Source organism: Treponema sp. OMZ 803 (genome assembly GCF_024181165.1).
In the GTDB taxonomy this organism is placed as follows: domain Bacteria; phylum Spirochaetota; class Spirochaetia; order Treponematales; family Treponemataceae; genus Treponema.
Genome location: NZ_CP051195.1, coordinates 659,564 through 685,078 on the forward strand (window position 1 = coordinate 659,564; position 25,515 = coordinate 685,078).

A 25,515-nucleotide genomic window follows, 5' to 3' on the forward strand; every position below is an offset into this window, starting at 1 on the left:
ATTTACTAAATTTCTGGAGTATCTGTCTATGAGCGGAGTGAGCATTGCATTATTGGTATTTTTCATTATAGTTGCTTTTTTAATTGTGGGGTTGGTATTATTACAGAATGAAGAAGGAGACAGCTTAGGCGGTCTTTTTTCGGGTGGATCGAATTCCGCATTCGGCTCACGTTCCGGCAACATTCTGACAAGGGCAACGTATACCCTGATAACACTTTTCTTTGTCGTTACCTTTTTCCTTGCATGGCTGAACAAAAGTCCCGGCGATTCCGGCTTGCAGCAAGACGCTCAAATACAGCAGGCGGAAACAGCAACGGAATGGTGGAAAGAGAAAGATTCCGATTCCGGCAAAACCGATACTACGGAAAATACCGAAACCGATCCTCGATCTTCCGAAGAGGCGGCAGCTAATAATACGTCTCATTAAAAAGAACTGTTGTATTTAATAACTGTTTTTGTTTTTTGGAATATGAATCGAAATAAGTTGCGGCGAGATGAATATATCTCTATTTCATTCTAGGATTGTTCCTCTATAAAAGGAGCGTACAGGTAGGCATGAAATATTTTATTACATTCGTTAGCACACTTTTTTTAATGGCCGGTTTAGTATTCTGTGCAGATATAACACCACTCTCATTCTATACCGAACCGGTGCTATTCCCCTTTAGCGAAGTTGTCGGCATTGCAGAAGACAGCCATGATTGTCTGTACTTTGCTACCCGTTCTGGTCTTATTAAGTATAACGGGATTACGTCCGAAAAATATGAACACCTGCCTTTTGATAATACTACGATCCGTTCAAGTCAGATTCAGACAGCCTATATGGACGCCGATGACATACTTTGGCTTGGCACATACAACGGATTGGAGCGCTTCGATATTAAGAATGGAACAATCACCCATTTTCCTGTCAGCGATGATGTGATTACAGCGGTTTTTCGCGATTCAAAGCGGCACTTATGGATAGGGACAATTAATGGATTATATTTTTGCCGCGATGGAGGCTGTAAGAACTTTACCCCTTTCAATAACCATCAATATAACTCTTTTATCGGGAACAACACCATCAGATCAATCAGCGAGGACTCTCGCGGTGTCATTTACGCCTCAACGTATGACGGGGTGTGGCAATACAATGAAACAGAGAGGTCTTTTGAGCCGTGCAGCCTCATACCTGAGGGATGTCCCGGAAAAAACGGTGTTGTTTACCATTTTATCGAAGACATCAGCGGCGTATATTGGCTTTCCGTTTGGGGAGTTGGACTTATCCGTATTGTACCGGACAAAAATAAATATGAAATCTATTCGCTACCGGATGCGCGAATATATACACTCTATAATAATTTTATTACCGACGATTACATTGCGGTAGGTACGTGGGGCGGCGGTCTGTACGTCATCAATAAAAAGACAAAAGAAGTAACCCCATATAAAGCTAATCAGAACCTGGCGGGGGCTCTGACCAATAATGTCGTATATTCACTTTTTATAAACAAATACAATATGCTCTTTGTCGGGACCGCTGATGCGCTCAATATAGCGGATTTGAGCCGCCTTTCAGGCGATATTGCCGTACCGCTCTATGACGAAGATGCTGCAAGTCAAAAAAAGTTATCGCATCTTGACGATACAATCTCTTGTTTAGCATCCAGTACGAACTATATTTGGGCGGCTTCCAATAATATCCTTGTTCGATACGACCTTGATCAGTTGGAACCGGAAGAGTTCCCGTTCATAGTGAGTAAAGATCAAGTAAACGGTGTGATTATTTATTCTATCAGTGTTATCAGCGATACGGAAGCTTGGATAGGTACTAATAAAGGCCTGTACTTCTTTGATTCAAATACGGCTTCATTTACGCCGATTTCTTTATATAACGGCAGAATATCCGATACTTCAAGTTTTTTGGTGCGTTCTGTTTATCAAGACGCTGATGATACGCTCTGGATCGGTACGTACGGTGCGGGGCTTGTCCATTTTTCACCCATAAAGGGAATACTTTCACAATACCGTCATTCAGACGTTCCCCGTTCGTTAAGTAACGATATTATCTTTTTTACCAATCGAGACAGTCGCGGTACACTGTGGATAGGTACAAATAGAGGTCTTTGTCGATATGTATCGGAGACAGACGATTTTATTTCGTACCTGTACGACGTAAATAAGCCTACGGGAATTTCTGCCAATCGTATTGATTCTTTTTGCGAAGATTCAAGAGGATTTCTATGGTTTGGCACAAACGACGGCGGTATTTGCCGGTTCGATCCAAAAACAGAACTCTTCCATACCTATACAAAAAGTATCGGTCTCTCCTCTAACCGGATCATCGGTATTACCGATGCGGATGACGGATTTCTATGGATAACAGCACTCAAATATTTAAATTTATTCGATATAGCACATGAAACGGCTCAAGCATATAATATCACCAATATACGCCGATATGGTTATTTCTCATGTGCGCCCATTGCTTTAAAAGACAAGGGATTGTTTTTCTTCGGCACCGATAAGGGTATATTAAAAATATCTCAAGAAAAGCTCTATGCATTCAGACTCCAGTTTGCGCCCATTAAAATACGAGCATTGACTGCAGACGGCCAGTCAATTAACCTTTATACAAGAAAGCAATCAATTACCTTCAGTTACAAAACAAAGGATATTAAAATTTCGTTTGCAGCGCCCTACTTTTCTCAGCATAAAAAGCCAATCGCTGCCTACAAATTGGTAGGCTTTGATAAAGATTGGGTTGTTGCTTCAGATAGGGATTTTGTACGATACACTAACCTTTCCCCCGGTTCGTATACGTTCTTAGTAAAAAATGTAGCAGAGGGACAAGATGTCGTACACGACAGCATTTCGTTCACCATACGGCAGAGTTTTCTTATTTCTCCCGTTATGATTTGGTTTTATATAGTCGTAGTATCTGTGATTGTTTTCCTAGCATATAAGATTCATAAGTTGTATTGGTTGCAGCGATATACCGATCTGCTCGAAGAAAAACAACTAGTGCTCATACAAGATAACTTTACCCTCAAAGAGCTTTCCCTGCTCGATCACTTAACCGGAATAGGCAATCGCCGGTATATCGATATGCTCGGTTTAAAAATATGGCAAATGGCGATAGAGCATAATGTTCCGATAGCGGTTATGATGTTCGATATCGACTTTTTTAAAAATTATAATGATCGCTTCGGCCATCAAGCAGGTGACGAACTGCTGCGTTTGATTGGAGCAGATTTAAAAAAGCGCATTAGAACGGAGACAGACTTGATAGGTCGGTATGGCGGAGAAGAATTCTTGATTGTAATGTATAATTTGCCTCCTGAAAAGGCGATTCATATTGCGGAAGGAATCAGGAAAACAATAGAAACAATGCATGGGCGGTACGCCACAGAAATGGTAGGACAGGCAACTATCAGTATCGGAGTCTTTGCGGGGAAACCTACCGAAAAAGATACTTTTGAACAAATGATCCATAAAGCGGATTGCGCCCTCTATCGCGCAAAACAGACGGGAAGAAATAAAGTTGTATTTTATGATACGACGATGGATCAGATAACAGACTGTAACTGACATACCGGCTATCCCTGATGCGGCTCGATCGAAATAGTGCTCACAGAATATTGGAATATTAAAAAGGAGCAGTGTGTGTGTAACCTTACTACTATGCGAAATATCGGCATCATGGCGCATATTGATGCCGGAAAAACAACGACAACCGAACGTATTCTTTTTTATACCGGAAAAATTCACCGTATTGGAGAGATTGATGACGGCGCTGCGGCAATGGATTGGATGCAGCAGGAACAGGATCGAGGTATAACCATTCAAAGCGCAGCAACAACAACCTATTGGCGTAATCACCAAATCAATATTATTGACACTCCGGGGCACGTCGACTTTACTGCTGAGGTGGAGCGCTCCTTGCGCGTACTCGACGGTGCAGTTGCCGTACTCTGCGCGGTAGGGTGGGTACAGCCGCAGACGGAAACGGTGTGGCGGCAGGCGGATCATTACCATGTACCGCGCATCTGCTTTGTAAACAAAATGGATAGAATCGGCGCCGATTTTTTTGCGGCGATGGAGGATGTTAAAGAAAAATTCAGCTGTACGGTGATGCCGCTAGAAATTCCCATCGGCAGCGCGGAAAGTTTTGAAGGAGTTATCGATCTTATAACAATGGAAGAAATCCGCTGGGATGCGGACACCGAAGGCGAAAAATTTACTCGCAGCCCGCTTTCCGACCAATACCGTGCGGAGGCTGAAAAATATCGTGAAAAAATGCTGGATGTTGTTTCCGCCTACTCTGATGCGGTAACGGATTTAATACTTGAGGGAGAACCCATTCCGGCAGAATTGATCAAAAAAGAAATTCGAGCGGCGGTACTCCGGCGTGATTATATTCCATTTTTGTGCGGAGCTTCGCGGCGCAATATCGGTATTCAGCCGCTCATCGACGCAATTGTGGACTATCTGCCCGCACCCGACGAAGTTGCTCCTGCCGAAGGAATACAGGTCAAAAAAGGTACAGCGGTTTCCGTTCCCTGTAAAAGCGACGGTGTGCCGCTTGGTTTAGTCTTTAAGATTCAATACGATCGAGAGGCCGGTGCGCTCTGCTATGTCCGTATGTATTCGGGAAAGGTAAAATCCGGTGATCAGATATATAATGTCGGCAAGAAAAAGCGGGAGCGGATCGGCCGTATCCTGCGGATGCACTCCAATAAATCCGAGCCGATGGATAGCGTGGAAGCAGGAGATATTGCCGTATTTGTCGGGCTCAAATTGGCGCAAACGGGCGATACGCTCGGCAGCGAAGGGATGCCGATACTCCTTGAATCCATGCAGTTCCCCGAACCGGTTATCTCCGTAGCCATCGAACCGAAAAGTCTTTCGGAAAGCGATAAACTCAAAGAAACACTCGCGATTCTATCACGGGAAGATCCCACCTTTATAAGCCGTGAGGATGCGGAGACGGGACAGCTGATTATCTCCGGTATGGGTGAACTGCACTTGGATGTTCTTACAACCCGTATGCTGCAGGACTTTAAGGTGGAAGCCCGTATCGGCAAGCCTCAGGTAACCTACCGCGAATCCGTTACTCAAACGGTAGAACACACCGAGCGATTCAGCAAGGTGCTGGCCGGTAAAGAGCAGGCGGCACAGCTCACGCTCCGTGTAGAGCCGCTTGAACGAGGTTCGGGGAATAGCTTTAAGAACACGGTTAAGGTCTCGACGGGCGGCACTCCGCAGGCGCATTCCCTACCTGAAGATATTATCGAGGCGGTGGAGCACGCGATCCGCGGCGCCTTTAATTCGGGTATTCAATACGGCTATCCGTGCGTAGACATCGGCGTAACGCTCATCGATGCCGAATACGACGAGCTGACTGCGACAACCTTTGCGTTTGAAGCCGCCGCTGCGATGGGCTTTGACGAGGCGTGCCGAAAAGCCGCTCCCGAACTGCTTGAGCCGGTGATGAATGTTGATATTCTCTGTCCTAAGGAATTTGTCGGAGATGCGATGAGTCAGATGACGCAGCGCGGCGGCATGGTACTCGGCATGGATTCGAAGCCGAATATCGATGTCATTCATGCACAAGCGCCGATGGCGAAACTCTTCGGCTTTTCTACCGATTTACGCTCCGTTACGCAGGGACGCGCCTCTTTTACGATGAGCTTTAGTCATTTTGAAATTAAAAAAGGCGGCCTCGGCAGCTAACCGACCAACAACCGGTTAACCGGCAAAGCAGGTGCCGACATCCCACGCGGCGCGAATCATCGGGTGGTCTTCCGGTACTTTCTTGACCTTATCGGCGACCTTACTGAGGGGTACGGCGGTGATCCCCCCCTGTTGCAGAGCTGTCATAACGCCGTACCGTTCCTCTGCGGCGAACTCGGCAGCAGCAGCGCCGAAGCGCGTTGCCAATATACGGTCATAGCCGGAGGGGGTACCGCCCCTCTGCAAATAGCCGAGCACCGTAACCCGCGCATCGGCACCGGTAGCCGCTTCTATCTCCCCTGCGACCCGATATCCGATCGAACCGACCATAGATTTACGTGCTTCCTTTAAGGCTTTTTTGTTCATATCCTTTTCGCTAAACGATACGGCACCTTCGGCAACAGCAATTACGGAAAAATGTTTTCCTTTTTTACGGCGTTCCAGTAAGTGCTCGGCTATTGCTTCAATCCGGTAGGGGATTTCGGGGATGATAATAACATCGCTGCCGCCGGCAATACCCGCGTAGAGCGCAAGCCATCCCGCCTTATGTCCCATAATTTCTATCACCATAATACGGTTATGACTCGCCGCCGTCGTATGCAGCCGGTCAATAGCATCTGTTGCAATATCAAGCGCGGTGTGGAAGCCGAAGCTCATATCATTATGCACAATATCGTTGTCGATGGTTTTCGGAATACCGATGATATTCAGTCCTTCATTTGCGAGCATATCGGCAGTAGTCTGCGAGCCATTGCCGCCGAGGACGGCGAGACAGTCTAAACGTAAGTCTTTGTAATTTTTTTTAATACAATCAACCGCCCCGCTGCCGTCCGCATTACGCCAACCGCGGTCTTTAAACGGTTTTTCACGGGAAGCCCCCAAAATAGTCCCTCCGCGCGCGAGGATGCCGGAAAGATCTTGCTCCGTCAATATATGATACTTATTTTCGATGAGGCCGCGGTACCCTTGCTCAATACCAACCACTTCCATTCCGTAACGGTTCATCGCTGTCCGAGCTAAAGCTCTGATAGCGGCGTTTAAGCCGGGAGCATCGCCCCCCGATGTTAAAATGCCGAGGCGTTTATGTGCAGTCATATTAAAAGAATACCCTGCTTTCCTCGCTTATGCAAGTGCGCACTGGTAACAGGTATAAAAATTCGCTATACTGAAAAAATGAGTGAATTGATACAACCGAAAGTTCTTAAAGGATTTAGAGATTTTTTACCGCGCGACGAAATACGGCGAGCACTTTTAATCGAAACCGTTACCAATGTATTTAGAAATGCAGGGTTCGTACCCATCGACACCCCTGCTTTGGAATATTCCGAAGTGCTGTTGCGCAAAAGCAACGGGGAAACCGAAAAGCAAGTATTCCGTTTTAACGATAACGGTGGACGCGACATTGCGCTCCGTTTTGACCTGACCGTCCCCTTTGCCCGCTTTATTGCGGAACACTACAGCGAATTATATTTTCCGTTTAAGCGGTATCATATTGCAAAAGTCTGGCGCGGCGAAAAACCGCAGGCGGGACGTTACCGCGAGTTTATTCAATGCGATTTTGACAGCGTCGGTTCGGACTGTGCTTATACCGATTTTGAAATCCTGAAAGTCATGTATAGCGCCCTCAAAGCGCTCGGCGTTACAAACTTCCGTATTCATATCTCGCACCGCGGCATATTCAACCGGTTTTTAGACAGGCTGGAGCTAAAGGATAAAAGCGAAGACATCCTCCGCATTGTCGATAAATTAGCAAAAATCGGCAAAGAAGCAGTAATCGAACAACTCGCGGAAATTGCCGGAGCGGAAAAGGCCGAGCAGATTGTGCAATACAGCAACAGCTTTCCGGTAGGTGCCGATTTTGAAACGGTTCTTGCGCATATAGAATCGCTTGCAGGAGGCGCCGCCCCCGATACCGCTCGCTTGCGGGACGTATATCAGCTCCTATGCGACGCAGGTATCGCGGACAGCTTTGTGCTTGACCCCTCCATTACACGCGGCCTTGACTACTACACTGGCATTGTGTACGAAACCTTTTTAACCGACCTTCCGCAGCTCGGGTCGGTTTGCTCCGGCGGCCGCTACGACAATTTAACGGGACTCTACATGAAAGATACGGTGAGCGGGGTCGGCGCTTCGATCGGACTTGACCGTCTCCTCGCAGGATTGGAGCAGCTCGGCATCGGCTCCAAAGAGGCCTGTTTTATCGATGCAATCGTATTTTACGAGAAAGGCAACTCCATCCGCCGAAACAGCGCAGCGGCGAGTTATCTGGAACAATGTGGCTGCCGCGTAGAGGTCTTCCCCGAACCTAAGAAGATACAGCAGCAGTACGGCTATGCCGAAAAGAAAGGCATCGACTGGGGGCTTTTTATCGAGCCGCTGCCGGAAGGTTCCGATAGCAACAGCGAACCGGATGAGGTCTCCGTTTCTCCGGCACTGCAGAACTGTGCCGAAATGCCGGTGCGTCTTAAACACCTGCCGAGCCGTACGGAAACCCATCTATTATTAAAAGATGTTCCGGCATCTCTAAAAGGTGGTAAAAAATGATTATTGCAATAGACGGCCCTGCAGGTTCGGGCAAAAGCACCGTTGCGAAGATGATTGCGGCGGATTTGGGCTTCACCTTTATGAACACCGGCAGCTTTTACCGTGCAATGGCACTCGCAGTACTCCGTTCATTAGGCGGAGACGAAAGCGGCGCCGGTGCAGAAAAACCGGATTTAACAAACGAGGCCAAGTGGACGGATTTTGCAAAAAACGTATTGCTTGAATATAAGCGGGATGGAATGTATTTAGACGGCCGCTGCGTGGAACCATATCTTCGCAGTGATGCCGTCGAATCGATAGTCGCCGCTCTCTCCGCGATTGTGCCTATCCGGCACCTTATCAACAAAAAAATCCGTGCCGCTGCAGCAAAACTCAACATCGTCTGCGAAGGCAGGGATATGACCACCGTGGTATTCCCTAATGCCGAATGCAAGGTATACCTCGACGCCTCCGTAGATGCCCGAACACGGCGCCGTTTTGAACAAGGTACCAGCAGCCTTTCTGAAGCCGAAATACGGAAAAATATCGAAGAGCGGGACGCTATCGACCGGAATAAAAAAGAGGGCAGTTTAAAAATTGCCGAAGATGCTTTCTATTTAGATACATCGGACTTGACCATAATGCAGGTTTGTGAGAAAATAAAAGACAAAATACACGATAAAGGGTTATTTATGGAACAAAAGGAAGTGGCAATGGATGCAGTTACAAATTCCGATCAGAGCATCCAAACACAATTACCAGAGGAGTATTTAAATTTTGAATCTCCTGAAGTCGGAACATTAAAAGAAGGCCGTATTATTGCGATAACCGATGATTCGGTTTTTATTGACGTTGGCGGTAAATCGGAAGGACGCGTTGCGCGCGAAGAGTTTACCGAAGAGCCCCAGATCGGCGATACCGTACAGGTATACATTGAAAAGACCGAAGCAACTGACGGTAAGCTGATTATTTCCAAGGAAAAAGCAGACCGTAACATTTTACGCAAAGAGTTGCAGAATGCATATCGGAATAAAACTCCGGTAACAGGTGTCATCAAAAAGCTTGTAAACAAAAGTGGATATGATGTTGATCTCGGTGCAAACATGATTGCATTCTTACCTATCAGTCAAGCGGCCGCCCAGAAAGTGGATAAACCTGAATCCCTGTTAGGCGAAAAGGGAACTTTCTATATTGAAAAGATGGTCTTTGACCGCAAGGGAAACAGAGACAATATTGTAGTTAATAGAAGAAAATATCTTGAAGATACGCTTGAAAAGAATCGCGAAGCATTTTTTGAAAATACGAACATCGGTGACGTTGTAAAAGGTACCGTAAAAAGCTTTACCAGCTTTGGGGCATTTATCGACCTCGGCGGTTTTGACGGTTTGCTTCATATTAATGATATGAGCTGGGGACACGTTACCCGGCCGAAAGATTTTGTAAAAAAGGGTCAGGAAATCGATTTAAAAGTTATCAGACTTGATCCCACCGAAAAACGTATCAATCTTTCATTAAAGCATTTCACCCCCGATCCGTGGCTTGAATTTGAAGATAAATTCCAAGTAAACGATATTGTAAAGGGACATGTTACAAAGATTACCGATTTCGGAGCTTTTGTAGAATTATCGGAAGGTATCGAAGGTCTTGTACACATCAGCGAATTCAGCTGGGTAAAAAAGGTAAGCAAACCGAGCGACATGGTTAAAATCGGTGATGAAGTTGAATGTATGATCCTCGGTTACGATATCCAAGCAGGACGCGTCTCCCTCGGCTTAAAGCAGGTAACGGCAAACCCGTGGGATAATATCGATGAACGCTATCCTGTTGGAACCCGCTTAACCCGCAAAGTGGTTAAATTAACCAATGCCGGTGCGTTTATCGAGCTTGAAGAAGGGATTGACGGCTTCTTGCATGTCGACGATCTTTCGTGGACAAAACGGGTACGCCATCCGAACAGTGAGCTTCAGGCAGGTCAAGATCTCGAAGTAATTGTTATCGAATGCAATCCTGCCGAACACCGAGTTCGCCTTGGTGTAAAGCAGCTAAGTGATGATCCCTGGAAGACCTTTGCAGAGGCATATAAACCCGGTTCAACCGTCGAAGGCGAAGTTACCTCGGTAACCGACTTCGGCATATTCGTAAAAGTACCCGGCGGTATCGAAGGTCTTATTCACAAGCAAAATCTTGTAGAAAATCGTGAAGATAATCCCGACGAAGTATTAAAGAAATATGCCGTCGGCGACAAGGTAAAAGCGGCTGTCCTTGACGTAAATGTTAAAGATAAGAAAACGGCTTTTTCCATCCGCGACTATAAGAAACGTCTCCAGCAAGAAGAGCTTTCCCGCTATATGTCTACCAAACAGGAAGACGGCGAAGGCTCCTTTACGTTGGGCGATTTAATGAAGAATAAAGCATCGGAATAGTGTTGCCGTGAGGGCAGCGTATGTATATCTCAGGCCGTATTTTACCCGAAAGATTAGCTGCTCTCATCAACACACCCTTATTCACCCGCGGTGCTTTGGCTTCGGGTGATACCTTGCTCGAACTTATTCTCCGTTCGACTATGCAAGCAGTGGGCAGTACCGCTGCTTCTCTTTTTTTAGCGGATGAAACACTCCAAAATGCCCGGACGATTGCCTATATATGCGATGACGCCTTTTATTGCATTGACGCAAAAAGAGCATTACCGGCAGCAGCGGCATGGGTGTTACGACAAAACGAACCGTTAAGAATGAATACGCCCGATACGGAAAGCCGCTTTACCTCAAACGGTATGGATGAAACTCCTTATTCGGCATCGGGATTTATTGCAGTACCGCTACGTATAGAGGATTTCCGTATAGGAATACTTGAAGCAGTGGATAAAAAAGATGGAGGAAATTTTTCAGAGGCCGATCTTTCGTTATTGAGCCTTATAGCCGGATACGCTGCACCGGTTTATCGTACTTCGTGTGCATACCGACTCTATGTGGATACTGTAAAATACACGGAACAGCGAACAGACCGTGAAGCGAAAGAAACTCCCTTTATAGCGGCCAGTCCGGTAATGCGGGAAAAACTCGCACTCTGTAAACAGCTGGCATTTTCCGATATACCGGTATTTATTATAGGAGAAAACGGAGTAGGAAAGACATCTGTTGCAAAGCAGTTGCATGTTTATAGCCGTCGAGCGGGTTATCCCTTTATTCGTGTGAATTGTGCCGAACCGGCAGAGGAGCTGCTTGCACACCGCTTATTCGGTGCTAAGTCGGACAGTACAGATGTTTCCGATGAAAGCTGTTTTAAACAAGCGGAAGGAGGAACGTTGTTCCTTGATGAAGCAGCCGCCATTCCGCTTTCACTCCAAAAGAGGCTTTTAGACAGGATTTTACAGCTTGAACAAAGCGGCGGAAACATACGGTTGATTGCCTCAACATCCCGCGATATCGAGCAGTTAACCCGCGAAGGAGATTTCCTGTCGGAACTATACGGTAAATTAAACGTATTGCCGCTGTATATACCGCCGCTGCGGCAACGCAAAGAAGATATAGATGCACTCGCTCGGTTTTTTTTGCACCAAGCGGCGCAGGAAATGCGGAAGCCGTTTATTGATTTTTCGCCAGATGCTCACGAAGCGTTACAACAAGCGGAATGGAAGGGAAATATACGGGAGCTAAAAAATACTGTAGAATACGGGTGCTTAAACGGATGTCCGCCGCTTGTTACCGCTGAATATTTATTTCCCCGCTCTACTGTCGCAGTGTCGGCCGGAGACGTTGGCGGCCTTAAATCTGCAACGGATGCGTTTAAGCGGACATATATCAGAACGGTACTTGAAACAACCGGCGGAAATCAAACGGCGGCGGCTTCAATACTCAAAATTCAAAGAACATATCTTTCACGATTGATGAAAGAGTTAAACATAAAGGAGAACCTCTAAAAACTTCAGTTTTTTAGAGGTTTACCTTAGATTTATTTTGCGATGTTTCAATTTAAGTCATTACAGTAAAAAGACTTAAATTGAAACTCGTCGGGCAGCTCTAAAAATCTAACCAAGTTTTTAGAGCTGCCCAAAGGATTAACGGGAGACATATATGACAGAACAAAACGATCAAACGCTTTCTTTTTCGGAACGCTGCGGACAATTTTTAACTCAACATCGGAAACCGATTGTCATTATACTGGGAGTAATTTGTGCCGTTGTCGCTGTCGCTTTGATTGCGTCGGCAATGACGACACGCGCCGCAAAAAGTGCATCCGTAGAAACGGAAGCAATTATCTCCGAATGGGCTGATTTACGGGATAAAAATGCTGAAGATATGACGGCAAAGGAAGATGCCCTTGCCGAAAAATTGGGAAAACAGGCCGTAGCAAACGGCCACACGTATGCCGCATTTCGGGCGTATACGACTCTCGGAGAAATCTATGTGCTCCGCAAGGATTGGGAAAAAGCGCTCGCCTTTTACCAAAAAGCAGGAGAGGCGCTGCCGAAAGCTTATACCGCCGGTATTGCCTATTTTAATGCAGCAGTCTGTGCAGATGAATTACAGCAGCACGATAAAGCATTGGAACTGTATACCTTATCAGCAGCCTTAGAGGACTTTCCGCTGAAGCCCCGAGCATTATTTAACATCGGACGGCTTGAAGAAAGCCTTGCTCATCCGGATAAGGCGATTGAAGCATATACAAAACTTACGGAAGCCTACCCCGATAACGATTGGACACTGCTTGCAAAATCGCGGATTATTGCACTTTCCATCAATTAGCGGGAAGGTACTATAAGGGATTATGCCGCTGTTACGGCTTTTATATCAGCGATACACTTTTCTTTTTTTCTGTTTTACTGGCCTGTTCATAATGGCCTGCGGTATTCCAAGTTTTATCTATCTTGAAAAGCCGCAACGTTCAGGGCATAATCCCAGTAATCTGACCGCCCTAAATGATCGATATTGTGAGTTCAAAACTGCAGATTCTGCAAATACAGCACATGCAGCGGGGTACATTAAGGGAACGGAAATTTACTACCGCATCTATGAGCGAAAAAATGACTGCGAGAACGACCGTAGTAGAATCGACCAATATAATGATGATAACCCATTCACAGCAGCAGAGTATTTGGAAAACACTAAGAAATACTATCGCCTAGCGGCGACCGGTATATATACACGCCCGTTGATTGGTACATATCCATCCGATGCCTCTGTTCGTTTCCGTTTACAGGACTACGGCTCACCGGTTAGCGATCCTGCACAGCTTACCGTAAACGGAATTCAACAGGGTATACCGCAAAGGGATGACAGAATTCCCCATGCCAAACGCACCTTTAATAAAGACAATATTACCGTAGGTGATGACGATGTACAGCAGGCTTCCGTATCGGGAGGAACAGAAACATACTGGTGTGTAAATTTTTATGCTGTCAGCTATGGATACACGGCAACGTTTAGTACGCTCCACAGTGCATTGGAATATCTAGGATACATTTTAATAGAGAAAAAAAATCCGTAAAATACTCAATAAGTGCTGATATTTTAACGATATATAAAATATGAGATTAAAATATTAAGGAATGATTATGCTCAAGAGATTTCCGCTTAAAGCACGCTTGTCACTCACTTTCGGTTTATTATTCACCGTTTCAATGGTAACTATTAATTTTATTTCTGTTCGCAGCTCCCGCCTTGCGCTCGAGCGGCAAGCAGCTTCCCATTTAATAACGCTTGCAGAAAATCAAGCTACGATATTTGAGCAAACATATATTGAAAAATTTAGGATACAAATGGAAACATTAGCTCGGGGATCGGTAGTTTCAAATCCAAACACTCCCCTGTCCGAAAAAATAGAAATTTTAAAAAGTGAGGCAGAAATAGCTAAGAAAGACGGATGCTTGCGGATGATTGTAACCGACGCCCAAGGGAATGCTTATAGAACTGATGGTACGGCGGCAAATGCTAAGAATTTTGAATGGTTCCAAAAGAGCATACAAGGAGAATTTTTCCTCAGTACGCCATACCCTTCGTATAAAGACGGATCGCTTGTTTGCACTATAGCGGCGCCCATCTACGGAAGAGATAAAGCAATCATCGGTACAATTGCAACCGTATACGATGGGCTCAAAATATATGAGACAATACGGAATATAAAAATTGGAGAGAGCGGTGAAGTCTATATCTTGGATAAAGACGGTGTTACTATTGCCGACCATGATGTCGCACTTATTTATTCACAAGAAAACGCATACGTAAAATCTCAATCGGATAAAGAACTTGAAAGTATAGGCCGTTTTGAGCATACAGCGGTTCAATCGACAACTTCCGGCTCCGGATCTTATAAATATAAAGGGGCGATAAAAGATGCCGCTTATGCAAAGATATCTACGACGGGATGGACGCTTATTACGACGGATTACCGGCAAAAATATATGGTTGCTATTAGGCTTATTATCATTATCGATACGATATTGGTGACCTTGGTTGTTTGCATTATTTTTGTCGTGTCGTTGGGACTTTCCCGAGCGCTACAGAAAACGGCTACTGCCCTAAAAGAGATAGCGCAGGGAACGGGAGACTTAACGGTTTCACTACCGGTAAAGGGAAAAGACGAGCTTACCGATATAGCACGATATTTTAATGAAACAATCGGAAAAATTGCCGATGCAATCCGCTCGATAGAAGCGAATACAGCTGACATGGAAGTAACCGGCACCAATCTTGCAGATAATATGCTTGAAACGGCAAGCGCAATACGGCAAATTACGGCAACGACAGAAACGGTAAAAGAGAAAATGATCAACCAAGCAGCAAGCGTTACCGAAACGGCGGCAACCGTTGAAGAGATTATTAGAACAATCAAGCAATTAAATAGCAGTATCGAAACGCAGGTAGGCAGCGTCGCACAATCTTCGTCTTCAATAGAGCAGATGGTTGCAAATATTGCTTCGATCGGTCAAACACTCGGAAAAACCGATCAAATTATCAAAAACTTTGTTTCGGCTACGGGAGACGGGAAAGCAGCCTTAGTAACTTCTAATGCCGTAACACAGAAGATTGCCGAAGAATCCGGTTCGTTAATGGAAGCCTCTAATGTTATTCAACATATCGCCTCGCAGACCAACCTGCTTGCAATGAATGCCGCAATCGAGGCTGCCCATGCGGGAGAAGCCGGAAAAGGGTTTGCTGTTGTCGCCGATGAAATCCGTAAGCTTTCGGAAGATTCTGCAATGCAGGGAAAGACAATTACAGCAACGCTTAAATCCTTAACTGCGGAAATCGAAACACTGTCCACTTCGTCTAAAATTGTCGAAGGGAAATTCAATTTGATTTTTGAATTGGCGGAACAAGTAAAATCGATGAGCAATCTTTTAACAGCAGCAATGAAAGAGCAAGAACACGGCAGCAAAGAGATTTTATCGGCTATTAAAAACATTAACATCGTAACAACCGAAGTACAAGCCGGCTCAGAAGAAATGCTGAAAGGCGGAGAAGGTGCTGCACACGAAATGCATACACTCGACGAATTAACACGCATTATCACCGATAGTATGAACGAAATGGCTTCCGGCGCCGTGCAAATTAACAACGCTGTACAAGAAGTTAATACGATGACGCAGAAGAATCGAGAAAGTATCGCAAGGCTCGCAAACGAAGTGGGAAAATTTAAGGTCAAATAGGGGATATTTTTCTTTTTTCTCGATAAAAAGATAATACGTTTCAGTACGCCTAAGAATGGACAAGGATATTCATTTTTGAGCGAGAACGGAGTAACGTTTCCTCTATTCTTTTTTCTGCAATAAGGTACCTAAATGCTGATGACTGGTCTGTACGACATCCAGTATTGCCCCTGTCTCTTTTAGAAACTCGTTGATAGCCTTAAGCGAGTTGAAGCCTTCGTGTATACTGCCATCTTGCTCTTTAATCGAAGATGAGATTTCTGCTAACGAAAAACCTGCTGCATCCAAGGTTTCCGAATTTTTATCGTAATTGGCAAGAATACCGGTAAAAGATTTTTGAAATTCCGAAAAGAGCGAAATAAAAAGAGACATACTTTCACTGATGCTCTTTACCGATGACTGCAATTCTGCCATTTTCGTTTCGATCATCTTGGCGAAGGTACCGGTTTGGGTAGAAAGATTTCGTACTTCATTTGCAATAATTCTAAAACCGTCACCGGCTTTGCCTGCGTGAGCGGCTTCGATTGAAGCATTAATAGCCAAAATACCGGTTTTTACCGAAATGTTTTGGATGTCAGAGACCATCGCTTTAACTTCTCCGGTGTGTTCCTTGAGTGTTTCAAACGAGGCAGCTGTTATTTGTGCCGTGGATGCCGCTTCATCGATTTCATCAAGTCGTTTATGGATTTCTTTTTGCAGCGTTTTTCTGCTGCCGAGCGCCGTATCCAGCAGATTATCAACACGAACAGCATTCGCAGCAGAAGAACTACTCTCTTTTTGAATTTCTTCAAAGACCGAAAGGATAGTTTCAAACCGTTCTTCCAGCTGCTCCATCGAGCTTTTGATAATTTGAAACGAATGCTGCGTTACAAAGTCTAAGACAACACCTTTGTTGTATTTAACGACAATTTTATCTACTAAATCGGTAAAATTTTGAAGCGCTTCTTGTTCTTCTACCATATAGTCATTTCCTAAAATAACCGGTCAAGATAATCTATGCCGCATTGCAAATGAGAAAGCCAATCTAAGAAGAGCTCTACCTTATCATCGGTGTAAACAGCTCCGTGCTGAGGCGCAATAACAGACGGGTTCAATAGTCGCACTGCTTCAACCCAGCGCTTGACAATCTTATTAGCTGCCATATATCTAACGTGGAAGGGTTCGATCAATGGGATATGCTTTTGGAAATCGTCGATAAAGAGTGTTTCATCTTCCTCTTTTTCAAATACGGCGGCGCCAATATCACCGCTAAACAAGATACGAGAACGTTCGTCAAAGAGCGAAAACTGTCCCGGCGAATGCATAAAATGGGAAGGTACACATCGCAGCTTATTGCCGGAAGTCAAAGAAATGCTCATACCCTTGTCAGGAATGCCGGTCATACGCGAAACGTCAACAATGCCGAAGTGAGGCATGAAACGGAGCCAAAGAGAAGAAATATAAATCTGTGCCTGTGTAATACCAAGCCACAGGGCAATGCCGGAAGATACATCGGGATCTTGATGAGAGAAAAAGATGATGTCGATTTTATCTACTGATATAAACCTACTGACGGCGGTTACTACCTGCGAGAAAAGATGCACCCCACCCGGATCCAGTAGGATTCCGCGACCGTTATCGATGATCAAGTACTGCATGGTCTGTACGGCGCCCTTCCGGTATTTTGTTTCGCCGCCCAGCCAGATAAACTTATGATTCTCATCTTCGTAAAGAATCTTGCCTTGCACACGTACATTTGCATCAGATGTCATTATTTTCCTACTACCTCGTATCTAAAGACTGTATTCAACATATACTTGCAGTATATCGATAAATCAAATGAGAGACAAGTCAAGTGGAGAATGATCCCTAATATTAGCAGTTTATCAGTAGATGAATGATCCCGCATGGTATACGACGTTTACTTTTTTTTGAAAATGATATTGACGATTACGGATAATTCAGTAAATTCTATAAGAAGGCATAATAAAATTAACATAAACAAAAAAATACGCCGGAAGGTTACAAATATGAAATATGGAGAGAGGTATGCGTATACGGTAATAGCGGTTATTGCAGTTGTTACCGTATTTTTCGGCTTTATGATTCCGAAAATCAACATGGATAATGAGTTACGTCATTTCTTCCCGGAAGAGCATCCGTCGAATATCAGGTTCAAACAGTTAACAAAGGACTTTGGCGATCAATATGCGATGGATATTGTGCTGGAAACCAATGAAGATACTATTCTTCGCCCTGATTATATCGCTGCAATTAAAAATATCTCCGAAGAGCTTGCGTTACTCGATAATGTCGTAAAGGTACGGTCTTTAACCGATATCGAGTTTATTACCGCTATGGACGGCGCCCTTATTGTAGAACCATTACTCCCCGAACGGTTTTCGGGAACTGCGGCGGAAATTCAAGCAATAAAGCAAAAGATCTTTGAATGGCCGCACGCCTACCTCGGTACGATTATTTCGGATAGTTTTAAAGGCGTGCAGATTGTCGTAACTATCGCCTCAACGAGTACGCCTACTGAAGTCAGTACGCTCTATAATAATACGGTAGAGATAGTCAAGCGGAATTTGCAAACGGTAAACGGGGTATCGTATAAAATTGCCGGCGATCCGGTACTTGCCGAACATGCAAAGCTTTTTATGTATGCGGATTTACGCAATCTTATCCCGCTGATCACTGCAGTGGTATTACTCTGTCTGTTTTTATCTTTTAAGAATATTGAAGGAACTATTCTGCCGCTGCTTGCGGTGCTTATCAGTACGGTATGGACGATCGGCACGATGGCTCTTATCGGAGAACCGTTGACTATCGTTTCGAGCTGCTTGCCGGTACTGCTGATCGCTGTCGGCTCCGCTTACGGTATTCACATTGTCAATCATTACTATCAGCATCTTGAAACGGAGCCGCCGATCCCCTCACAGGAACGCCATCGCGCCATCGTCGCTGAATCGCTGAAAGGAGTTCGTGCGCCGGTACTGCTTGCAGGTATTACGACAATCGCAGGGTTTATATCCACCATCACCAGCCCGATAAAACCGCTAAAATCCTTTGCAACGTTCAGCGCTTACGGTATTGTAATCGAATTGGTTATAGCATTTCTACTTATCCCTGCATTGTTGATCCTGAAACCCATGAGTCTTGTGCAAAAACAGCAAAAAAAGATGCAGATGCATTCGACAAAGCAAAATGCGCGGCTTGCCGCATTGGGGATAAAGATAGACGAAAAAGGGATGATGCATAGGATTTATCTCTTTTTTAACCGACATCGGGCGGGGTTTATCATCATGCTGCTTGTCATTATCAATCTTTCGATCTGGGGCATCTATCAGTTAAATATTGAGTCGGCTTTTTTGGAGTATTTCCCTAAAAACTCCGAAATACGGGAAGGTGTTTCTTACATCGACAGTCATTATGTCGGCTCTACGGGGTTTAGTCTGGTGATCGACGGTAAAAAGAAAGGTGCGCTTTGCGATCCGGAAATTTTAAAACAAATGGACGGGCTTTCAGGTTTCCTCACGGATAACTACGCCGATATCGGCACGATATTATCGTTTTCCGATTTTATTAAGCGGCTTAATCAGGTGATGCATAAAGATATGCAAACCGAATATTCCGCGACCGCCGAATCCGCCGACAAAGGTTCGCAATCCGGCGAGAGCTTCTTTTCGGATGCCGGAAGTTTCTTTGCCGATTCCGATACCGAACAAGGCAGCAGAATACCGGCTGAGTCTTCACCGGATAGTCTTGCGGTTCAGACTGTATCACGCGCGGCCGACACTTCACCTTCTTTTGCTGCACGGTATCGCGGAAAGGCATTGACAGCCGATGACGTGATGGAGCTTTTTATCGCCGCGTATGCGCAATCGGGAGGAAAGGACGTTACACTCCCCGAATTTATAGCCGCACTGCAAAAGGAACTGAACTACAACGGAGCTGCTTACGATGAAATTCCCTACGACGTTTCAAAATATCCGGTTGCTAATCGTGAGGAATTAAAAAACTTAATTTCGCAATATCTTCTATTATATTCAGGTTCGCTTGATGATTTGGTGGATGAGCAGCTGGAGCCGTCAAAGACCCGTATGCAGATAATGATGCGCGTTCACGACACCGGTAAGATAAAAGCGGTTATCGATGCTGCGACGCAGTATGCGCAGCAGCATTTTCCCGAAGGCTACACGTTGGAAGCCTCCGGCCTTGGGGAGCTTGAAACTGCAATGACCTCGATGATTATCGGTAGTCAGATATCCAGTTTGCTGCTTGCTATTGTGATTGTGTTTTGCATTTTGTCCCTGTATTACCGTTCTCCGTTTGCAGGGCTTATCGGTGCGGTTCCACTCGGCGTTTCCATTCTGATGAACTTTGGCATTATGGGACTCACCGGTATTAACCTCGATATGGTAACCAGTCTGGTGGCAGCGATTGCCATCGGGATCGGCATCGACTATACCGTTCACTTTATGAATAACTATCATAAGGAGCGGCTAAGAACGGACGATTTAACCGCCGTAACGGTCAATACGTTACAGCTTTCGGGAAAAGCCATTATGGTCAACGCCGCATCGGTCGGGTTCGGCTTTGTCGTGCTGTGCTTTTCCCGCTTTGTGGTGTTGCGGTTTGTCGGGTTTCTAGTCGCGGTTGTTATGCTGACCGGCTCCGTCGCAGCTATGACGATTTTACCGATGCTGCTCAACATTTTTAAACCGCGTTTTATGGCTAAATAGATAGGAGGTGTGATAAAAAGCACCGTCTAAAATTGCGTCGGCGCTTTTTATCTCAAGTTTGCGTTGCAAACTCGATTATTATATATGTGCGCGCAACGCGCACGGCTAAAAACTTTTTCGGATGTTCAAACATCCTGCAAAAGTTTTTATAGGAGGTGTGAAGATGACACAGTTAATAAGAAAGATGGTGTTGATACCGTTGCTCGCTGCCGGTATTGCTGGGGTGCTTGCTGCCGAAGACGGCAAAAGTGTCGTACAAAAGTCGCTCGATGTGCCGCGCCCGCGGTTTACCCATAGCGCCGTAAAAATGGAATTGATCGATTCAAATAATTCCGTCGACGAACGTATGATCGAAGAATGGGCAAAGGATCCCGGAGACAAAACCGGCGCGGCGCTGATTATATTCCGACAGCCTGCTTCGGTAAAGGATACGCGCTTTTTGCAAATTGTGAATAAAGACCGTGCCAACGACAAGTGGATCTATATGCCTGCGCTGCGCACTACCCGCCGTATCGCTTCTGCTGACGGAGCAAAGTCCTTTATGGGCACCGATGCCAGTTATGACGATCTGGAAACGCGCAAAATCGACGAAGATACGCACGAACTGCTTGGAACCGAAACGGTCGGCCCGTATACCTGTTATAAAGTTGAATCAACACCGGTTAATGTAAAGTCAAGCCAGTACCTTAAACGGATTTCATACATCGATCAAGAAACATCCATACCGGTTAAAATCGAAATGTACGATAAAAAAGGCGCACTGCTGAAAGTCTTGGAGATCGAGAAGATCGAAAAACAGGGAGACTATCGGATTCCTATGCAGGGGAAAATGACAAACGTACAGACGAAACATACCACCCGCATCACCATCCTCAAGCTCGAACTGGACAAACCGATCAACGATAAAATGTTTACGCAGAATTTCTTAAACACGGGGAAACTGTAATATAATTGGTAATTCATAATTTGTGATGGGTAATTACGTATTACAAATTGCCAATTACAAATTGATTACCATTACCAATTATCCATTGAATTGCCGCAGGAGTCCGTCGCTGATGCGATGAATACGGAGAGGTGCATTATGAAGAAAAAGCTTTTGATGTGTGTGCTGATTTCAGTTGCGTTGATGGGAGCGCTATGTGCGCAGGCCTCTTTTTTTGATGATGGGGGAGAAGTAACTTCCGATTCTGCGGAAACGAATTTCAGTTCAGCGGAAACGGATACGAACGGCGTAATGAATTCCGCTTCGATGAGTAAATCGGAGAAAATACTGGAATGGCACGGCTTTGCCAAACTGGATGCGCGGCTTTGGGTACATCCCGATGTAAAGCGCGCCGATGCAATCCCCGTGTTCGGATTGACGGTAAGTCATAGCAGCCCTAAAACGGAGTTGGCCGCCGATTTGCAGTTGAATGTGCGGACAGTAAAGGATTATCCGCTCGATATCCTCAATGAACTGACAATGCGCGCTTATTTAGGCGACTGCGTGCTATCCGCCGGAAAACTGAAACTCGTGTGGGGCAAGGGCGATATGATTCACGTGCTCGACGTATTCAATGCAAACGACCTTACCGACTTTACCATCCCCGCCTATATAGACCGCAGAATAGGCGAACCGATGGTGCATTTTGCCTATAATGCCCCGATTCCGCTGCGGCTTGAACTTGCATGGGCTCCGTCCATGACACCCGACCGTATTGCGTTATCCGACCCGTGGGTACCGCCTCAGCTGTACCGAGCAAAGCAGAGTGCGCACAATCATCTATTAGGGGCTATAAACGATTCAACTTCGGCTTTTTCACTCTTTTTTGATGAAACAAAACTACAACAAGCGCTTCATGATCCTATTTCAAAGATACTGAAAGAAAATATCCCCAATTCGATTACCATTGATATGAAAGATATTGTAGGGAAACTTAATGAAAGCGCTTTACTTGAGGGCATTACTATTGGAAAAAAAAGTATAAAAAAATTGTTGGAAAATCTTGCAAAACAGAAAATCACCATACCGACTACGGAAATCATTGAAAAGTTTTTGCCTCCCAAACCGGACGGTACCCCCTATACTGAAGCGGAATTGAAAGCGGCGCTGCAAGGGGAGCCGTTTTTAACACAGGCAACAGCCTTTATAGCGAAACAGATCGCCGACACAGCAAAAAAAGCGGAGACGGAATTTATTGCAAGTCTAAAAACAGCCGATGCGGTTATCGGGAGTTTTCGGTTTGATGAATTTGTAAAAATCGGCATGAATGCCTTTTTACCCGATATGCATAACATCAAATACGGTCAGTACGGTATACGACTTTCCGGTTCGGCGGGGCCGGTGGATATGGCGGGGCAGTATTATTTCGGACACTATAAGACGCCGTCGATTGACGTAGACGCTATGGTTGCCAATGCGCTTGCCGGAAAAAGCCTTGCCGATTGCGTACACTACGATCCTGTACATATCTTCGGCATCGATCTGGGAACGGCAATCGCAATGTTCAATTTAAAGTCTGAATTTGCCTACTACATGACAGGCGATTTTAAAGGTACCGACCCTGCAGTGCATAACAACAGCATTCAGTGGGTAATGGGATTTGACGTCGATATCCCCTTGAATAACATCAATGTTAATATCCAAAACCTCGGCGCATGGACGCTCGGCTTCAAAAAAGTGAAAGAAAATAATGAGAACGGGAAATTCGACATGGATTGGAATACGGCGGAAAAATCAACCAACAATAAGTTGATTGTCAACATTTCCGATTCGTGGCTGCATGAAAATCTCACCGATTCCCTTACCTGTATCTGGGGCATAGAACATAACGATTTCGTCATAATACCTAAATTGCGCTACCGTATTAAAGATGAACTGTACGTAGAAGGAACAGGCGCTTACATTTATGCCGCAAATAAAAAGAGCGAGTTTTCAAACTGGAAAAACAATCATTTTGTCCAAGCAAGTCTTGAGTATCGATTTTGAAAACTAATTAATTTTTTAGAGATGATATGCTGACACTTTGTAGAAAAAGAGGTATAGTAGGGCGTCCCAGAAATAGAGATTTCTATTATAACGGTGTTTTTTAAAGGAGTATACGGTATGAAACACGGTAAATTATTTGTCTTTAGCCTTATGATTCTTATTTTTATAATATCGTGCGGCAATAAAGACGCAAAGAATATCATAAGCATTAAAAACGCGTCAGCTGAAAAGCTTATCAATTCATTTACGAAATTTGAAAACAATTTTATGCTGCGCAGTGATATTGCCGACAACGGCTATGAACAATTAAATTTTTTTCTTACCGATTATGATATACAGGGGCCGAAAGTCGAAAAGTTTTTGCAATCGGCAGCACCGTTCATTGATTCGGTTATCGAAAATAAAATCGGTGTAACGAGCCGCTTTATAAACGATAAAAAGGCACAAGCATTTAAGTTTTCTTATGCATTCAATAATATTTTACAAAACGAAGAAAAAACCGATGTCATCAATATCGTTATGGGACAAAAAAATATTGAAGCGGCGAGTCCTTCGATATTCAATAAAGCCTTTTCTATTCCTGCACAAGACCTCGGAAAAGCGCTTGCGCTTATTGCCCCTAAAGAAGTTCCTGCAAACCTCAATATCGATTTGACCTATAATACACTCAGAACATTTACTTCCATTCAACCGGATAAGGCGTCGCAAAAGCGTTATGATAAGGCTCAAGGTATTCTCTATAAGCATGCGGTTATCACACGGAATGGCGATACATATTCCATCGTATTCAATAATGATGATATCGTTAAATTCATCCCGGCTCTGGTAAATGCGGTAAAAAACGATAACAGGATAAAAGCTCTCTGGAATTTTTATGAAAAACTTTTTGAAAAAGAATTTAAAGAGATCGAAGAAAAATTCAATACGGAAATAAAAGACAAGATTAAGGAGTGCTCTTTTACAGAAGAATTGATTGTTAAAGACAATCTAGTCATAAAGGATATATGCACCGTCAGTACCAAAGGTAAAGAAATTGTACATCTTGAGACCGGTATTAAAAATTATGAAAACCCGATTGACGGTATGACGTATACGCTCAATATTACCGATCCTAAACTTATCGATAAAGATACAAAAGCGGATATAATATCTTTTGTATTTGCTACCGAAGGTACTATTACCGATACGACAGCCAAAATCGATTATTCGGCATCTATGTCCGTTACAAACGATACCGAAAAATCCTCCCTTTCGGATATTGATATGCATTACTACTTTTATGCCGATACAACGAAGCAGAACGATAACTTTAAAATAGGAATGGATGTAACCGCATATAACGGTCTTGATGGTAAGGACAAAGGTACAAAACAAGTCCTTATGAATATTGCAATGCAGGCATTAGGAACCGTTGAAAAAGCACCGGATATCATTATTTATAAAGTCGACACCATCGGCATGGACTTGAAGACACCGGATACGGAGCAGTATACCGTGCAACTTGAAACCGATGCATCGGTTATATACAGTAAAAATATCCTTGAAGATATTGTGATACCTAACGATACGGTTAAAGTGCTTGAGACAAAGGTCAATGAGTGGCAAGCCATTAAAGACGAAATTACCGCGAACCTCAACGCACTTTCAACCCTCCTCAATTTATAGGGCATTTCTAGTTTTTTAGAGGTACCCTATAAAACACACCTCACACCACGTGCACGAAATTTTCTCCAAAATTTCGTGCATTTTTTTTCTTCGATAAAGAGGAAAACGCATCAGATGAATAAAGCAACTGCCACAATTATTCTGCGGGCAATGCACCAAGAAATCTGATGCGTTTCCTTCCTTCTGCATGAAATTTTATCCAAAATTTCACGCACTTTATTCTCTAAAAGAGGCAAACGCATCAGATGAATAAAGCAACTGCC

Annotated in this window: 16 protein-coding genes; 13 read left to right on the plus strand and 3 right to left on the minus strand. The window is 44.5% G+C overall.

Annotated features, from left to right (window positions below; genetic code table 11):
- The first annotated feature begins 28 nt into the window (after positions 1 to 28).
- The 3 genes from secG (at position 29) to fusA (ending at position 5,718) form a co-directional block, all read left to right on the plus strand.
- A complete protein-coding gene (secG, locus tag ABH09_RS03090; RefSeq protein WP_162662626.1) occupies positions 29 to 427 on the plus strand; it encodes a preprotein translocase subunit SecG in 399 nt (132 codons plus the stop codon).
- 128 nt (positions 428 to 555) lie between these two features.
- Positions 556 to 3,573: a ligand-binding sensor domain-containing protein gene (locus tag ABH09_RS03095; RefSeq protein ID WP_253715160.1), complete on the plus strand. Its 3,018-nt coding sequence runs from the start codon at positions 556 to 558 to the stop codon at positions 3,571 to 3,573.
- Between the two features lie 93 nt (positions 3,574 to 3,666).
- The gene (gene fusA / locus ABH09_RS03100) at positions 3,667 to 5,718 is read left to right on the plus strand and encodes an elongation factor G (protein ID WP_253715722.1); all 2,052 of its coding nucleotides are present in this window, start codon (positions 3,667 to 3,669) and stop codon (positions 5,716 to 5,718) included.
- Between the two features lie 15 nt (positions 5,719 to 5,733).
- On the opposite strand, the gene ABH09_RS03105 is transcribed toward fusA, so the two are convergent.
- On the minus strand, positions 5,734 to 6,813 hold the full coding sequence (locus ABH09_RS03105) for a 6-phosphofructokinase (protein ID WP_162662630.1): 1,080 nt from the start codon (positions 6,811 to 6,813) through the stop codon (positions 5,734 to 5,736).
- 78 nt (positions 6,814 to 6,891) lie between these two features.
- On the opposite strand from ABH09_RS03105, the gene hisS reads away from it, so the two are divergent.
- The 6 genes from hisS to ABH09_RS03135 all read left to right on the plus strand — a co-directional run bounded on the left by hisS (position 6,892) and on the right by ABH09_RS03135 (position 15,892).
- On the plus strand, positions 6,892 to 8,265 hold the full coding sequence (gene hisS / locus ABH09_RS03110; RefSeq protein WP_253715161.1) for a histidine--tRNA ligase: 1,374 nt from the start codon (positions 6,892 to 6,894) through the stop codon (positions 8,263 to 8,265).
- On the plus strand, positions 8,262 to 10,667 hold the full coding sequence (gene rpsA / locus ABH09_RS03115; protein ID WP_253715162.1) for a 30S ribosomal protein S1: 2,406 nt from the start codon (positions 8,262 to 8,264) through the stop codon (positions 10,665 to 10,667). Before hisS ends, rpsA begins: the two co-directional genes overlap by 4 nt.
- A 20-nt stretch (positions 10,668 to 10,687) precedes the next feature.
- Positions 10,688 to 12,163, plus strand: coding sequence for a sigma 54-interacting transcriptional regulator (locus ABH09_RS03120; protein WP_253715163.1), 1,476 nt, complete (start codon positions 10,688 to 10,690; stop codon positions 12,161 to 12,163).
- A 154-nt stretch (positions 12,164 to 12,317) separates the two neighbouring features.
- The gene (locus ABH09_RS03125; protein ID WP_162662636.1) at positions 12,318 to 12,989 is read left to right on the plus strand and encodes a tetratricopeptide repeat protein; all 672 of its coding nucleotides are present in this window, start codon (positions 12,318 to 12,320) and stop codon (positions 12,987 to 12,989) included.
- Positions 12,990 to 13,080: 91 nt separating this feature from the next.
- Positions 13,081 to 13,731, plus strand: coding sequence for a hypothetical protein (locus tag ABH09_RS03130; RefSeq protein WP_230977998.1), 651 nt, complete (start codon positions 13,081 to 13,083; stop codon positions 13,729 to 13,731).
- 67 nt (positions 13,732 to 13,798) lie between these two features.
- On the plus strand, positions 13,799 to 15,892 hold the full coding sequence (locus ABH09_RS03135; RefSeq protein ID WP_253715164.1) for a methyl-accepting chemotaxis protein: 2,094 nt from the start codon (positions 13,799 to 13,801) through the stop codon (positions 15,890 to 15,892).
- Between the two features lie 102 nt (positions 15,893 to 15,994).
- On the opposite strand, the gene ABH09_RS03140 is transcribed toward ABH09_RS03135, so the two are convergent.
- Both ABH09_RS03140 and ABH09_RS03145 read right to left on the minus strand, forming a co-directional pair.
- A complete protein-coding gene (locus ABH09_RS03140) occupies positions 15,995 to 16,852 on the minus strand; it encodes a methyl-accepting chemotaxis protein (protein WP_162662641.1) in 858 nt (285 codons plus the stop codon).
- Positions 16,853 to 16,863: 11 nt separating this feature from the next.
- Complete coding sequence (locus ABH09_RS03145; protein ID WP_162662643.1) at positions 16,864 to 17,643, minus strand: oxygen-binding di-iron domain-containing protein; 780 nt, start codon at positions 17,641 to 17,643, stop codon at positions 16,864 to 16,866.
- 258 nt (positions 17,644 to 17,901) lie between these two features.
- On the opposite strand from ABH09_RS03145, the gene ABH09_RS03150 reads away from it, so the two are divergent.
- From ABH09_RS03150 to ABH09_RS03165, 4 genes are all read left to right on the plus strand, one after another.
- Positions 17,902 to 20,616, plus strand: coding sequence for an efflux RND transporter permease subunit (locus tag ABH09_RS03150; RefSeq protein ID WP_253715165.1), 2,715 nt, complete (start codon positions 17,902 to 17,904; stop codon positions 20,614 to 20,616).
- A 184-nt stretch (positions 20,617 to 20,800) separates the two neighbouring features.
- Positions 20,801 to 21,562, plus strand: a complete 762-nt coding sequence (locus tag ABH09_RS03155; RefSeq protein ID WP_230978140.1) for an outer membrane lipoprotein-sorting protein — start codon at positions 20,801 to 20,803, stop codon at positions 21,560 to 21,562.
- Positions 21,563 to 21,700: 138 nt separating this feature from the next.
- Positions 21,701 to 23,587, plus strand: a complete 1,887-nt coding sequence (locus ABH09_RS03160; RefSeq protein WP_253715166.1) for a hypothetical protein — start codon at positions 21,701 to 21,703, stop codon at positions 23,585 to 23,587.
- 117 nt (positions 23,588 to 23,704) lie between these two features.
- Complete coding sequence (locus ABH09_RS03165; RefSeq protein ID WP_253715167.1) at positions 23,705 to 25,252, plus strand: hypothetical protein; 1,548 nt, start codon at positions 23,705 to 23,707, stop codon at positions 25,250 to 25,252.
- Positions 25,253 to 25,515: the final 263 nt, after the last annotated feature.

Excerpts from the sequence above, each read along its gene's own strand:
- secG (WP_162662626.1), top strand. The coding sequence starts at position 29 with ATGAGCGGAGTGAGCATTGCATTATTGGTATTTTTCATTATAGTTGCT.
- ABH09_RS03095 (WP_253715160.1), top strand. The coding sequence starts at position 556 with ATGAAATATTTTATTACATTCGTTAGCACACTTTTTTTAATGGCCGGT.
- fusA (WP_253715722.1), top strand. The coding sequence starts at position 3,667 with ATGCGAAATATCGGCATCATGGCGCATATTGATGCCGGAAAAACAACG.
- ABH09_RS03105 (WP_162662630.1), bottom strand. The coding sequence starts at position 6,813 with ATGACTGCACATAAACGCCTCGGCATTTTAACATCGGGGGGCGATGCT.
- hisS (WP_253715161.1), top strand. The coding sequence starts at position 6,892 with ATGAGTGAATTGATACAACCGAAAGTTCTTAAAGGATTTAGAGATTTT.
- rpsA (WP_253715162.1), top strand. The coding sequence starts at position 8,262 with ATGATTATTGCAATAGACGGCCCTGCAGGTTCGGGCAAAAGCACCGTT.
- ABH09_RS03120 (WP_253715163.1), top strand. The coding sequence starts at position 10,688 with ATGTATATCTCAGGCCGTATTTTACCCGAAAGATTAGCTGCTCTCATC.
- ABH09_RS03125 (WP_162662636.1), top strand. The coding sequence starts at position 12,318 with ATGACAGAACAAAACGATCAAACGCTTTCTTTTTCGGAACGCTGCGGA.
- ABH09_RS03130 (WP_230977998.1), top strand. The coding sequence starts at position 13,081 with ATGGCCTGCGGTATTCCAAGTTTTATCTATCTTGAAAAGCCGCAACGT.
- ABH09_RS03135 (WP_253715164.1), top strand. The coding sequence starts at position 13,799 with ATGCTCAAGAGATTTCCGCTTAAAGCACGCTTGTCACTCACTTTCGGT.
- ABH09_RS03140 (WP_162662641.1), bottom strand. The coding sequence starts at position 16,852 with ATGGTAGAAGAACAAGAAGCGCTTCAAAATTTTACCGATTTAGTAGAT.
- ABH09_RS03145 (WP_162662643.1), bottom strand. The coding sequence starts at position 17,643 with ATGACATCTGATGCAAATGTACGTGTGCAAGGCAAGATTCTTTACGAA.
- ABH09_RS03150 (WP_253715165.1), top strand. The coding sequence starts at position 17,902 with ATGAAATATGGAGAGAGGTATGCGTATACGGTAATAGCGGTTATTGCA.
- ABH09_RS03155 (WP_230978140.1), top strand. The coding sequence starts at position 20,801 with ATGGTGTTGATACCGTTGCTCGCTGCCGGTATTGCTGGGGTGCTTGCT.
- ABH09_RS03160 (WP_253715166.1), top strand. The coding sequence starts at position 21,701 with ATGAAGAAAAAGCTTTTGATGTGTGTGCTGATTTCAGTTGCGTTGATG.
- ABH09_RS03165 (WP_253715167.1), top strand. The coding sequence starts at position 23,705 with ATGAAACACGGTAAATTATTTGTCTTTAGCCTTATGATTCTTATTTTT.